Origin of the sequence: Actinospica acidithermotolerans (assembly GCF_018139625.1) — a bacterium.
Lineage (GTDB): Bacteria > Actinomycetota > Actinomycetes > Streptomycetales > Catenulisporaceae > Actinospica > Actinospica acidithermotolerans.
Window position 1 is genome coordinate 43829 of record NZ_JAGSOH010000025.1, and the last position, 13143, is coordinate 56971.

Genomic DNA, 13143 nt, shown 5'->3' on the forward strand with positions numbered 1-13143 from the left:
ACATACCTAAGCCGGCCGTCGGGGCGCTTCCCTATCAGATGACGGTGGTGCCGCCGTCGGTGACCAGTTCCATGCCGTTGACGTAGCTGGAGTCGTCGGAGGCGAGGAACAGGGCGACGGTTGCGATCTCTTCGGGGCGGCCCATCTGGCCGCGGGGGATCAGGGATTCGAAGGCCTTCTTGGTCGCCTCGTCGAAGAGTTCTTCCTGCTTGGCCGTGGCGACCTGGCCAGGGGTCAGGACGTTGACGCGGATGCGGCGGTCCTTGAGCTCGTTGAGCCACACCCGGGCCCAGGCCTGCTGCACGGCCTTGCTCCCGGCGTACACGCTCCAGCCGGGATAGCCCTTGCGCGAGGCGCTCGAACCGGTCATGAAGATCGAGGCACCGTCGTTGAGCAGCGGCAGCGCCTTCTGCACCGTGAACAGCGTCCCGCGCGCGTTGAGCGAGAAGGTGGCCTCGAACTGGGCCTCGGTGATCTCGCCGAGCCTGGCCTGCTCGCCTATCCCGGCGCTCGCCCACAGCACGTCGATCGCGCCCTTGAGGTCGGACGCGTCCCCCTGCACGGCGGTCACGTTCCGGCCGATCAGCTTGACGGCCTCGTCGAGCGCTTGCTGCCGTCGGCCTTGGATGAAGACGTGCGCTCCCTCCTCGACGAACAGCCGGGCGCCGGCCAGCGCCATGCCGGTCGAGCCCCCACGATCACTCCAGTGTTCAGACGGGCGTCCGGAACGGCTTCGGCGTTATGTACACCGAGCCGTGTGCTTAACGTAGCGGAGGGTGCGCCCGCGTGCAAGCTATGTACACCGATCGGTACCAGTCTGGGCTAGACTGCGGGCATGACGGAGCTGGAGAAGGGTCCCCAAGGCCTGCGCCGCGGCCGGGGCGCGCGCGAACGCATCCTCGGCGCGTGCCGGCAGCTGTTCCGCGACCAGGGCATCAACCGCACCGGCATGGACGAGCTGTGCGCGGCGGCCCAGGTCTCGAAGCGCACGGCCTACCAGCACTTCGCCGGCAAGGACGAGCTCGTCGCCGAATACCTGCGCCAGTTCGATCCGGACGTCATGCCAGCGGTGTTCGACAACACCGACCTCAGCCCGCGCGAACGGCTGCTCGCCGCGTTCGAGCTGCCCGCGTCAGGCACAGGGGAGCTCACGCCCATGTGCCCCTACATCGCGGCGGCCGTCGAACTCCACGACCCCGAACACCCCGCGTCCCGCTACGCACGCGACTACAAGAACGCCATCGCCGCGCGCCTGGCCGATACCGCCCGCGAAGCCGGGGCCGCCAACCCCGAGCAACTCGGCGAACAACTCGCGCTGCTCCTCGACGGCGCCGCGGCCCGCACCCGAGTCCTCAACACCGAATCCTTCCCCACCGCCGCCGCCATCGCCGCCGTCCTGATCGACAACGCCCTCCCCGCCACGGCCGGGGATGGCGCCAAGACCACGGTCGGATAGCCCGGGGACCTCCAGGGCTGCGCGCTCAACTCAACGGTGCACGGTGAGGCTGTCAGCCTGGATCCCGGCGCGGGCGCTGGCTCCATCGAAGACCAGGCTTAGCTGACGAGCCAGCAGGTCCGGGTGTATTCGCAGAGCACTCCATCGTAAGCTGCGGGGGACGGGCTCAGCGCGTGGGGGCGAGGTGGCGCGTGTAAGTGTTGCGGTGTACGAAGTGCTCGAGCGGACGGCGCACGCGCAGGTAGCGGGCGGGTTGCGTGGCGGGGTAGCCGAGGCGGCAGGCGTAGGCGATCTTCATGTGGTCGGGGATCGTGAGGATCTCGTGCAAGCGCGTCTCGATGCCGGTGTCGCTGAACACGCTCATCACCTGCAGGCCGATACCGCGCGAGGTGGCGGTCAGCCACATGTTCTCCAGTACGCAGCCCAGGCTGATCAACCCGAGGACGTCTCCCTCGGAGGCGGGTGCCCGCTTGCGGGTGTCGTAGACGACGATCAGCACGAGCGGGCAAGAGCGCATGGTCTGGTCGAGGAAGCCGTGCTCGATGAGGTCCGCCGCGGGCTGATCATCGGACGGGGTCTCCGGCTGCCGCCACTCAGGGGGGAACATCGTCGCCGGCAGACCCGTGCCCTTGGCGATCAGTTCGTCCTCGCTGAAGGAGAGCTGGGCGTAGTTCTCCCGGATGAACTCGGCCGAGACGCCGCCGGGCACCCGGCCGATCTCGGCCAGCACCGCCGGATCGTCGAGGACGATCACCTCGAAGTTCTGCATGTTGTGCGCGGTCGGGGCCCACTGGGACGCCTCGAGGATCGCGCGGATGTCGGCGTCCGGGGGTCGACGGTCCGGATCGTAGCCGCCCCGCTCGGAACGGCGGTTTCTGATGAGGTCTGCCAGGTTGGTCATCGCGGATAACCTCCTCTGGGATCAATGATCGGCGCGGCGCGGGCGCGCTCGGACGGGTCCTGCGGCCAGGTTCGGGCGGGACTAAAGACCTTTGCGCGCTCTGGGGTTCTCGGGGAGCGTGAAGGGGAGTTCTTCGCAAGGAGATTCCAGAAGCCGCCCGGAGCATGCTGAAGCAGCACGTCAAGCGTCTCGTCGTGACGGATCCGGATGGGCGGTTGGAGGGCGTGGTCAGCCGGAAGGACGTGCTGAAGGTGTTCGCGCGCTCCGATGAGGAGATCCGCCGCGAGGTCGCCGAGGACGTCATACGTGGCATGTTCTGGATCGACCCGGCGGCCGTGCGCGTGCGGGTCGAGGACGGCGTGGTCCACCTACACGGCCGGGTTCCGACCCGCGGACAGGCCGGGCTGATCAGCGGCGTCGTCGCCCGCACGGACGGAGTCGTCGCCGTCGCCGGCGAACTCGGCTTCGACTACGACGAAACCCACGGCAGAGCCGGAGGCACCGGGCCGCTCGGTGGCTGAGCCGAAGCGAGCGCGCGGACGGATGCTCGGCGTACGCCAGGAGCGCTCACGCCGGGCCACGCGCCCCCGGAACGACGCTCCGTTACTGCCCCGGTGGACAGGCCCGTCTTACGTCGGTGAACACGCCCGTCTCACATCGCCACGAACTGATATCCGCGTTCGAGTAGCGCGGGGATGAAAGATGCGCATCGCGGCGATGGTCTGCGCGCGGTTCCCGCCTCCGTCGTGCTCGAGGATGATGTCGCGGCTTCGGGTGTGGGTCAGCACGTTCGTCACGATCGCCCCAACGCCGGGGCGTGCCCAGTCGCGCGGATCGACCGACCAGGCCACCGGCGTGAGGCCGTAGGCGGCACACGCCCGGTACACGCTTCGGGTCCAGTTGCCGTAGGGGGCGCGGAAGATGCGCGGGTGCTGCCCCGCGTCGGCCAGGACCTGGTTGCACCGGTCGATCTGCGCACAGGTCTGGGCGTAGGTCAGCCGCCGCGGGTCGCTGTGGTCCCACGTGTGGTTGGTGATCGCATGCCCGGCCGCGGCGACCTCGCGCACCAGCGACAGATGCTGGGCGACCTGACGGCCGACCATGTTGAACGTCGCGGTGATCCCATGGGCGGCGAGCAGGTCAAGTGCCTGCGGGGTGTAGACCGGGTCCGGGCCGTCATCCAGGGTCAGCGCGATCGCCTTCGACCCGCGTCCGTCGACGTACCAGACCGGGGCGCTGCGTATCTCCGCGCCCGGCGGCGGGACCGGTACGCGCCGGTCCCCAAGCGCAAGCGGGGCCGCGCCCGCTCCAGCCGGTCGCGCAGATCCGCCGGCGGGCGAGTGCGCCCCGGACGCGGTCACGGCGTTGCGCGCGGCGATCATCGGCGGTGACGCGGCGGCACGAGAAGCACTCGGTAGCGCGGTCTCCTCCAGGGAAGAAGCACCCGGAAGCACGGTCTCCTCCAGGGCTATCGCGCCCCCGGCCACAAGCGTCCAGCCGCCGAGCGCGCACAGCACCCGTCTACGGGACGACGTCCCACGCCGCTGCCCGTCCTCGCCGCCGCTCGCCTCGCCCCGCGCGCCCCACTTGCGCATCCCGACCTCCCATCAGGCCCGCTCGCGGGCTACTCCCGTACATGATCTCGGCACTTCGAACGTAAGCCGACACCGCGTCATCCCGCCCCCGGTGTGCTCCGCACGAGTGCGTCGCCGCGCCTGCATGACCCGAGCGGCCCAAGGTCGGCTGCAGTGCGGTGACACCTCGTCATACGGCCGGGAGTTATCCAGGCCGGCGGCCGGCAGAGTCGGTTCTCCCACCCGTGGCCCGGCCGCCTCTCCCCTGCCTACTGCATTCGAGCGAAGGAGCGGACGAGCGGTGGCGACGGGCAGCCGACTGCCGCAGGCTGAGATACGGGCGACTTCGTGCCGGGCTCCGGGCCAGGCCGGTCGGCCCCGGCAACCGATCGGTGCCGCCGAGTTCGCCGTCGAGGTCATCGCCGACCGCGCCCCCGTCTGCCGGCGGACGCGACGAGGGAGAAAGCGGAGTTGGCTGTGGTGGGATCGTTCAAGGGGAAGATCGCACTCGATATCCGAGACTCGCGGCCGGACTGGCAGCCCTTCCTGGCCCCGAAAGCTCGCGAACACGCGCCGAACGTGCTGCTGATCGCCTGGGACGACGTGGGCTACGGCACGATGGACTGCTTCGGCGGCCCGGTCGAGACGCCGACGATGACGCGGATCGCGAACCTCGGGGTGAGCTATTCGAACTTCCACACCACCGCACTGTGTTCGCCGAGCCGGGCATCGCTGTTGACCGGCCGGAACGCGACCTCCAACGGCATGGCGACGATCGCCGAGTTCAGTGCCGGCTTCCCGGGGATCTCCACGCGCATCCCGTTCGAGAACGGGTTCATCTCGGAGGTGCTGCTCGAGCACGGCTACAACACGTACTGCGTCGGGAAGTGGCACCTGACTCCGGGTGAGGAGACCAGCATGGCCTCCTACAAGGGACGCTGGCCGCTGGGACGCGGCTTCGAGCGCTTCTACGGGTTCCTCGGCGGCGAGTCGAGCTGCTGGTATCCCGACCTCATCCACGACAACCACTCGATCGACGCTCCGGGAAGGCCCGAGGACGGCTACCACATCGCGCGGGATTTCTCCGACCAGGCCATCCGGTTCATCCGCGACGCGAAGTCGGTAGAGCCAGACAAGCCCTTCTTCATGTACTTCGCGCTGGACGCGGCCCATGCGCCCCACCACGTCTTCAAGGAATGGGCCGATCGGTACAAAGGCGTCTTCGACCAGGGCTACGAGGCCATCAGGCCCGGTATCCTGCGCAGGCAGAAGGAACTCGGCCTGCTGCCTGAGCAGACCGAGCTGTCCCCGATCAACCCGCACGGCGAGCCGGCGGCGACCGGGCCGGACGGGCAGCCGTGGCCGAGCCTCGACACCGTCCGCCCCTGGGACTCGCTCAGCGCTGACGAGCAGCGGCTCTTCATCCGGATGGCCGAAGTCTTCGCCGGCTACGTCTCCTACAGCGACGACCAGCTCGGCCGGGTGATCGACTTCCTGGAGTCGATCGGCGAACTGGACAACACGATCATCGTGGCCGTCTCCGACAACGGAGGCAGCGGTGAGGGTGGACCCGACGGCACGTTCAACGAGTGGCGCTTCTTCAACGGCCTGCCGACTCCGGCCGAGCTGTCCTTGCAGCACATCGACGAGCTGGGCAGCCCGGCGTCCTACAACCACTACAACACCGGCTGGGCGTGGGCGTTCGATACTCCGTTCCCTTATTGGAAGCGCTGGGCCGGCTATGAGGGCGGCGTCGCCGACATGTGCCTGGTCGCCTGGCCGTCCAAGATCAAGGCTCGCGGAGAGGTACGCCATCCGTACATCCACGCCGTCGACATCGTGCCCACCCTTTACGAGCTTCTGGAGATCGAACCGCCCGCGACGCTCAAGGGGTATCCGCAGAACCCGATCGAGGGAGTGAGCTTCGCGGCCTCCCTCGCCGATCCGGCCGCACCGGGCAAGGACACCCAGTTCTACTCGATGCTCGGTCAGCGCTCGATCTACCACGAGGGATGGCTGGCCTGCACGGTTCACCCGCCGCTGAGCGGCTGGAGGAACTTCGAGCACGATCAGTGGGAGCTCTACAACCTGGCGGCCGACCGCGCGCAGGTCCACGACATCGCAGCGCAGGAGCCGGCCCGCCTCGAGACCCTCAAGAGCCTGTGGTACTACTACGCAGGCGTCTACCACGGCCTGCCTCTAGACGATCGCACGGCCCTCGAACAGACGCTCGCGGAACGCCCGCACGGCACGCCGCCGCGAGACCGATACGTCTACTACCCCGACTGCTCCCCGGTGCCCGAACAGTCGGGAGTCGTGATCAGCGGGCGTTCGTACACGATCGCCGCCGGGGTCGATATCGACTCCCCCGATGTGCATGGCGTCCTGTATGCCCATGGCGGCCTCGCGGGAGGCCACAGTCTCTACGTCAAGGACCGCCGGCCGCACTACGCGTTCAACTGGGTGGGCACGCACCTCCAGACCGTGCGCGCGGATCAGGAGGTCACGCCGGGCCGGCACGTCATCACGGTCGACTTCACCGCCGACGGACGAAGCTCCGACCCTGCGATGCCCGGAACCACCGGCACCGTGAACCTCTATATCGATGACCGGCATGTCGGTACCGGGCAGATCACGACCCAACCCGGCTACTTCTGTGTCGTCGGAGACGGAATCTGCGTCGGCCGCGACAGCGCGTCGTCCGTCACCCCCGATTACCAGGGGCCGTTCGAGTTCACCGGCGGCACCATCGACAAGGTCGTCGTCGACGTCTCCGGCGAGCGCTACGTCGACCACGAGGCGCAGGTACGCGGCTGGTTCATGATCGACTGAAAGTCGTATATCCGCGCGGGCCCAGGTGTGCCAGAATGCGTCCGCTATCCATTGACATCGGGGGCTCTCATGGTCAGGCGTGTCCTGTGCTGCACCGTCGCTCTACTGGCCGCGCTCGGCGTCCCGGCCGGATACGCCTACGGTGCAACGGTCTCGCCGTCGTGCTCCGATGGCAATCTGTCTGCCGCGAACGTGAGCGGTACGCCCACGTCCGTGAAGGCGGGTGCGGCGATCGTCGACAGTACTCGCCTGACGAACACCACGGCCGCGGTGCTCTCGAACGCGAGCTTCATCCTGGCTCTGCTTCCGCCACCTGGTGTTCACGGCGGGACCGGCGCACCGGCGCTTTCCTGGCGGGTGGACGGCGGCGCCTGGCACGCGTTCGGGCTGACGTGGATGGCCTCGGCCGTCGACTGGCAGAGCCAGGTGCAGTACTTCGGTGCCACCTTCGCGCCGAAGGCCGCACACACACTCGACATCCGCACCGAGTTCACCACCGCCAGTCCGTCCGGCGAATACCAGTACGACCTGGCGTACAGCGCCGACCCGTGCTCCATGAACGAACTCGGCATGAACTTCGAGTACAGCCAATACGCGCAGGGCTGGACCCAGCCCAAGCCGTCGCCGAGCACGTACAAGACCACGACCTCCGCCCCGACGCACGAGGCGGTGCGTACCTCCGCGGCCACCACTCCCCCAACGCCGTCGCGCACCGGCACCGCCGCATCGAGTCCGAGTCCGAGTCCGAGCGCCGACGCGAAGAACTCACGGTCGGCGTCGGCGATGTCGATGCCGAGTGATCCGGCCGCACCCAGCGACAGCGCGGCGACTCTGACCGGAACGCAGGACACCGCGGCGTCGCAACCGCAACGGCACGGTGTTCCCGTGCTCGACGTCGCCGTGCCTGCCGCGCTCCTGTTTCTGGGCGGCGGACTGTACGCCAGAAGGCGCTTCCGCCGCCGTTAATGTCGATATCGCCAGCCGCGTCAGTTCCCGATGGGGTGAGTGGTCCAGTCTGCCGGGTCGAGGCCGAGTGAGGTGATCCGCGAGAGGTAGGCCGTGGGGTCGCCGGGTGCGGATTGCTTCAAGCTGGCCATTTCGATGTTGATTCCGAGTCCGTTCGATGCCTTAGCCGCGTCTTTGAACGTGTGTGTGGAGACGTAATAGTTCAACTCCACTCCAAGGTTCGTCGGATAGGGTTTCCCCGGCTTGACGTCGATCGTGATGTCGATCGGCCCCTCGGTGTAGGCCAGTTGCAGGGTCCACGCGTCGTTGCCCTGAGTAGAGAAGGTGACGCGGGAGGGTTTGGCGTCGGCGTCATCGATCCGGATCGGCAGGGCGATCTCTCGCGGGGCGAAGCGGACCGAGCGGGCGATCGCCAGTTCGGTCGCGACGGGGACGTGGCCGTAGTCGGGGGCGGCGTTGCCGCCCGGGAGGGCGGCGGCGGTGAGTTCGGCCCACTGGCCGGCGGGGGACTTGAAATACAGTGCGCCGTCGCTCGTGTAATAGGCGGCCTGGCCGTTGACGGTGCCGGCGCTTTTGAGCTTGCGGATGATCGGGTCGGGTGTCGTATTCCAGGTCAGGTCCTCGGTGACCGGGATCGTGCCGTCGCTCCAGGTGTGGTCGACGTAGCCGCTGCCGCGGAGGCTACCGCTCGAATACTGGATCGAGCGTGTCGGGCCGGGCAGCCAGGTGAAGTCGGCCTGAATGGTGAGCGGATCGCCGGCCTCGGACGTGGTGGTGTCCGGGGTACGGCCGGTGGGGTGCGACGCAGTGAGGACGAACGCGCCTGCTGCGAGGAGGCAGACGAGGCCGGCCGCGGAGCCGGTGATCTGCCGTGTCCGGCGCCGCTGTCTCTTGATGCGCCGGCCTGCCTCGAGCAGGTTGTGCGGGTCAATGTCGGTTGCGGGCTCGGGCGCGTCGAAGACGTGCGCGAAACGCTCGGCCAGGTTGTCGCTGTCCAGGGACATCTGCTTGGTTCTCCTTTCCATTCCCGGGTTTCAGGCGGTGGGGCGGACCTCGAGGACCCGGCGGAGCGCGTCGAGCCCGCGTGAGGTCTGGCTCTTGACGGTGCCGGGGGTGCAGCCGAGCAGGTGCGCGGTGTCGGTGATCGAGAGGTCGCAGTAGTAGCGCAGGACGAGGGCGGCACGCTGCCGGGGTGGCAGTTCGGCGAGAGCGGCCAGCAGATCGAGCGAGTCCTCGGACGCGTCCTGCGGGGCCGCGGCGTATCCGGGCGCGGTTTCGGAGCGGGCGCCGAGGTGGCTGCGGGCTTGAGCATTGGTGAGCACGGGGAACTCCTCGCCGCCCGCACGGCCGTGCGTCAGCGTGATCCGTTTCCACCAGGGCGAACGCTGCTCATTGAGGAAGGTGTTGACCAGGATCGTGCGAACGTAGGCGTCGAGGTGCTCGACCTTCAGCGCACGTTCCCAGTGCACGTAGAGCCGCAGAAACGCGGCCTGGGTCAGATCGTCGGCCCGGTGCCAGTCCTGGCACAGCAGGTACGCGGTACGGCGCAGCCACGCCGTGCGGGCGGCGACGTACTCGGTGAACTCCGCATCATGCTGTGCCCCGGCCATGCGAGCCCCCCTTCTTGATCCAGTCGCGAGCGTAAGTGGGCGGACATGAGCTCAACAAGATGGAGGTGCAGAAAGGTTGCACGACTCCCCGGGCGGCCTTGTTCTGGACCGGATCGACCGGCTGGCAGGTAGCTCGCGGTGTTCAGCCGGCGGCTGGCTCGAGCGAGCGCCGATCCGCCGACTTAGTTAACCTAACTTCCAGCTTTGGACACCCGGCGGACATTCTGCTCCGCGACGATCTCCCGGTACTGCTGCCTCAAGAAGGATGGGTCGAGAACTGATGCGAGCGGGGCCGCTGCGCGCGGTGGTAGGTCGGGACAATGCCCGGGGCATGTCACTGAGCGTCCTGGCGGCCCGGCTGCGGGGTGCGGAGGCCGGGAGCACGGTCGGGTGGCCGGGCGGGCAGTCGTTCACGGGGGACGTCGAGGTGCCTGCCGGCGTGGCTCTCGCCGTGGAGGGCGAGGAGCCGGGCCGCGTCATCGGCTCGGTGACGCTGGGCGCCGGCGCGAGCGTCACCGGGGTGCGGATTCAGGGCACTGATTCGGCGCAGACGGTCGTGCGACTGGGGATCGGGGCGCGGCTGACGGACGCGACGGTGACGGGTGGGCGCATCGGCTGCCTTGCCACGGGACCGGCCGTCATCGAGTCCTGCACGTTCGAAGGGTCGGCGACCGCCGCCGTGCACGGGGCGGGACGGGCCGCCCTGGCGATCCGGGACAGCCGCGTCGTGAGGGTCTCGGGTGCGGGGATCGTGCTGACTGACGACGGCTTCGCAGACCTCCGAGACATCGAGATCGCGGATGCGGGAGCGAGCGGGCTCGTGCTGCGAGATCGGGCCAGGCTCGTGGCCCGCGGCCTGACGGTGTCCGGGAGCGGGGGCAACGGGATGCTGTGCGGCGACCGCGCGCGGGCCGACGTGGCCGACGGCCGGTTCGGACGGACCTCGTTCAGTGCGGTGCACCTGGGCGGCGCGTCGTTCGCCAGGCTGTCCGGAATACGCATCGAGGGCGGCGACGAGCACGGGGTGCGCACGACGGACGAGGCCGAGGTCGATGCGTACGGCTGCGTGATCGAGGGCGCGAAACTGACGGGCGTCACCGCGGACGGGAGGTCGCGGGTCCGGTTCGCGGACTGCGCGGTGCTCGGGGTCGGTTCGGCGGGCTTCCTGCTCCAGACTCCGGGCAAGGCGTCACTCGACCGCTGCCGGGTCGAGAAGGCCGGCGCCGGCGCCGTCGTGGTGTGGACGGGGGCCGCCCCCGATATCAGCTCGCTGACGATCGCCGGAGCCGGGAAGAACGGGCTGTACATCGCGGACGGAGCGCACGGGACGTACACGGACTGCGAGATATCGGACACGGCCTACCCCGCGGTGAGTATCGGTGCGGGCGCCGATCCGGTCCTGCGGCGGCTGACCGTCCATGACTGCGCCGAGGACTACGCGGCGCACGACGACGCGCGCGGGGTGTTCGAGGACTGCCGCACGGAGAACGTGGCGGTCAGCAGCCTGCCTCGGGGTATCCGGACGCCCGCCGCGGTGAGTGGTGGAACTCCAGCCGCCGAGGCCGGAGCGGATGCGCGGACGGAGCCGGCGGCCGATCTCGACGAGGTGCTGGCCGAGCTGAACGGGCTGACCGGGCTCGCCTCCGTCAAGCAGGACATCGCGACCCTCGTCGACGTGATGCGGCTGGTCAGACGGCGGCAGGACGCGGGCCTGCCCGCCCCGCCGCTGAGCAGGCACCTCGTCTTCGCGGGCAATCCGGGCACCGGGAAGACCACCGTGGCCCGGCTCTACGGGCGGATCCTCGCCGCGCTCGGGCTGCTGGAGTCGGGCCACCTGGTCGAGGCCGACCGGTCGAGCCTGGTCGGCGAGTACGTCGGGCACACCGGGCCGAAGACGCAGGCGGTGTTCAAGCGGGCGCTCGGCGGGGTGCTGTTCATCGACGAGGCGTACTCGCTCACGCCGGCCTCGCCGGGCAACGACTTCGGCCAGGAGGCGATCGCCACGCTGGTCAAGCTGATGGAGGACCACCGGGACCGCGCGGTGGTGATCGTGGCCGGCTATCCGGGAGAGATGGGGCGCTTCGTCGCGGCGAACCCCGGACTCGCCTCCCGCTTCACCAGGACTCTGATGTTCGAGGACTACAGCGTCGGGGAGCTCGTGGCCATCGCCACCCACCAGGCCGCGTCGCACGCCTACGAACTCGACGAGGACACGGTCGCGCAGCTCGCGGCCCTGTTCGGCTCGCTGCCCCGGGAGCGCGGCTTCGGCAACGGCCGTACCGCGCGGCAGGTGTTCCAGCGGATGACGGAGAACCACGCGCGGCGGCTCGCCGCGCTGGCGGATCCGACCGAGTCCGACCTCGTCCGGCTGCGGCCCGAGGACCTGCCCGCGCCGGAAGCCTGCTAGTGGCCGACGAGATCGCGGACCCGGGTATCGCAGGGTTCTGGCACAACCTGCACGCCGAGCACCGCGGGCCGCTGATGCGCTACGTGCGCAGGCTGGTGCCGGACGATCCGCACCGAGCGGAGGACATCGTGCAGGAGACCCTGCTGCGCGCGTGGCTCGCGGCGCCGACGCTGGTCGACCAGGGCGCCGCGGGCTCGCCGCGGGCGTGGCTGTTCACAGTCGCCCGCAACCTGGTCGTGGACACGCGGCGGCGCGCGGCGGCCCGGCCGCGCGAGGTCGAGGAGGAGCTCGCCCCGCACCACGTCGATCCGTCCGCGCCGGTGGACGAGCAGGTGCTCGACGCCGTCGTGCTCGCGCGGGCGCTGCGCCTACTGACCGACGCGCACCGGGAGATCCTCGTCCGCTTCTACTGCCTGGACCATTCGGGACCGCGGATCGCCGCCGACCTCGGCATCCCGCCAGGCACTGTCAAGTCCCGCACACACCATGCGACGCGCGCGCTGCGCGGAGCGCTGCTGAGAACAGGAATCGACGAATGCTGACCGAGCTCCACCCGGCCGTGGCGCCGCCGCCCGATCTCGTCACGGCAAGCGGCTTCCTTTCCCCGCAGATCACGCGGTACTGGCCGCTGGCCGTGCTCGGCCTGGCGCTATTGGTCTTCGCGGCCCCGCTCGTGCGGTCCGTGGGCTCGCTCTACGACTGGGCGCGACGGGCCGATCGCGCGGCGAGCGCGGCGGCCGCTGCACGCCGGCCGAAGGCCCCGCGCGCGCTCCGGGCCGGTCGACCGGGGCTCGGCACGACGGAAGCGACGACGCTCGCCGCCGTCGCGCTGGCCTCGCTGGCGGAAGGCGAGGACAGCCCGGCGCCGTACGCGGTGCTGGCCGGCGCGAGTCAGGTCGAGGTGCTGCTGCCCGGGGCGGACGCCGGAAAGCCGCGCGCTCCGTGGACGGCGACGGCGGCGAACCGGTGGGTCGCGCCGACCGACGAGCTGACGGCGGACCCGGCCGACGCGGCGCTGCTGGTGCTCGGGATGCAGGGCGAGGGATGGCTTGTCGTCGACCTCGACTACTGCCCGGGGACGATAGCGGTCTCGGGGGCAGGTGCCGCCGACTGGATCGGGACGCTCGGGGATACGCACGGGATTCAGGTCACCCAGCAGAAGCCTGATTCGGGCTGCTGGACAGTGCGGATCGGACGGAACGGGCTCGGCGCCGTGGAGGAGTTGGGCCTGCCGTTCGACGGAAGGCCGCTGCGGGACGTAAACACGGCGGTGGCGGTAGTAGCACCGACGGAACCGATATCGACCCCGCCCGCAGCGCCCGAAGAAGGACTCCACGAGCTGGCGCTCTCCGTCAGCAGCCGCGACGCCGACCACGACACAGACAGCTGAGGTAAGA

General features: G+C 69.6%; 11 protein-coding genes and 2 pseudogenes. 7 read left to right on the forward strand and 6 right to left on the reverse strand.

The window, feature by feature from the left end; all coding sequences use genetic code 11:
• Positions 1-34: 34 nt before the first annotated feature.
• Positions 35-694 (reverse strand): annotated as a pseudogene (locus tag KDK95_RS11545) (SDR family NAD(P)-dependent oxidoreductase); the annotation flags it as partial.
• Between the two features lie 141 nt (positions 695-835).
• On the opposite strand from KDK95_RS11545, the gene KDK95_RS11550 reads away from it, so the two are divergent.
• Positions 836-1456 (forward strand): TetR/AcrR family transcriptional regulator, encoded by a 621-nt coding sequence (locus KDK95_RS11550; protein WP_212518091.1) that lies wholly within the window; start codon positions 836-838, stop codon positions 1454-1456.
• Positions 1457-1486: 30 nt separating this feature from the next.
• Here the strand turns inward: KDK95_RS11550 and KDK95_RS38195 are convergent.
• Both KDK95_RS38195 and KDK95_RS11555 read right to left on the reverse strand, forming a co-directional pair.
• Positions 1487-1579 (reverse strand): annotated as a pseudogene (locus KDK95_RS38195) (TetR/AcrR family transcriptional regulator); the annotation flags it as partial.
• 43 nt (positions 1580-1622) lie between these two features.
• Positions 1623-2357, reverse strand: a complete 735-nt coding sequence (locus tag KDK95_RS11555) for a nitroreductase family protein (protein WP_212518092.1) — start codon at positions 2355-2357, stop codon at positions 1623-1625.
• 143 nt (positions 2358-2500) lie between these two features.
• Between KDK95_RS11555 and KDK95_RS11560 the strand changes: the two genes are divergently transcribed.
• Complete coding sequence (locus tag KDK95_RS11560; RefSeq protein ID WP_307844314.1) at positions 2501-2878, forward strand: BON domain-containing protein; 378 nt, start codon at positions 2501-2503, stop codon at positions 2876-2878.
• 108 nt (positions 2879-2986) lie between these two features.
• Here KDK95_RS11560 and KDK95_RS11565 read toward each other — a convergent pair whose 3' ends face one another.
• Positions 2987-3952 (reverse strand): polysaccharide deacetylase family protein, encoded by a 966-nt coding sequence (locus KDK95_RS11565; RefSeq protein ID WP_212518093.1) that lies wholly within the window; start codon positions 3950-3952, stop codon positions 2987-2989.
• A 459-nt stretch (positions 3953-4411) separates the two neighbouring features.
• Here KDK95_RS11565 and KDK95_RS11570 point away from each other — a divergent pair, with 459 nt between their 5' ends.
• Both KDK95_RS11570 and KDK95_RS11575 read left to right on the forward strand, forming a co-directional pair.
• Positions 4412-6763, forward strand: a complete 2352-nt coding sequence (locus KDK95_RS11570; RefSeq protein ID WP_372463309.1) for an arylsulfatase — start codon at positions 4412-4414, stop codon at positions 6761-6763.
• Between the two features lie 69 nt (positions 6764-6832).
• The gene (locus KDK95_RS11575; protein ID WP_212518095.1) at positions 6833-7729 is read left to right on the forward strand and encodes a hypothetical protein; all 897 of its coding nucleotides are present in this window, start codon (positions 6833-6835) and stop codon (positions 7727-7729) included.
• A gap of 20 nt (positions 7730-7749) precedes the next feature.
• Here the strand turns inward: KDK95_RS11575 and KDK95_RS11580 are convergent, their stop codons facing one another.
• Complete coding sequence (locus KDK95_RS11580) at positions 7750-8733, reverse strand: hypothetical protein (RefSeq protein ID WP_212518096.1); 984 nt, start codon at positions 8731-8733, stop codon at positions 7750-7752.
• A gap of 30 nt (positions 8734-8763) precedes the next feature.
• Positions 8764-9339, reverse strand: coding sequence for a SigE family RNA polymerase sigma factor (locus tag KDK95_RS11585; RefSeq protein WP_212518097.1), 576 nt, complete (start codon positions 9337-9339; stop codon positions 8764-8766).
• 331 nt (positions 9340-9670) lie between these two features.
• Here KDK95_RS11585 and KDK95_RS11590 point away from each other — a divergent pair, with 331 nt between their 5' ends.
• Genes KDK95_RS11590 through KDK95_RS11600 form a run of 3 tightly spaced genes read left to right on the forward strand, consistent with a single transcriptional unit; the run spans position 9671 to position 13136 of the window.
• Positions 9671-11746, forward strand: coding sequence for a right-handed parallel beta-helix repeat-containing protein (locus KDK95_RS11590; protein WP_212518098.1), 2076 nt, complete (start codon positions 9671-9673; stop codon positions 11744-11746).
• A complete protein-coding gene (locus tag KDK95_RS11595) occupies positions 11746-12288 on the forward strand; it encodes a sigma-70 family RNA polymerase sigma factor (protein WP_212518099.1) in 543 nt (180 codons plus the stop codon). Before KDK95_RS11590 ends, KDK95_RS11595 begins: the two co-directional genes overlap by 1 nt.
• Positions 12282-13136 (forward strand): hypothetical protein, encoded by an 855-nt coding sequence (locus KDK95_RS11600; RefSeq protein WP_212518100.1) that lies wholly within the window; start codon positions 12282-12284, stop codon positions 13134-13136. Before KDK95_RS11595 ends, KDK95_RS11600 begins: the two co-directional genes overlap by 7 nt.
• The last annotated feature ends 7 nt before the right edge of the window (positions 13137-13143 follow it).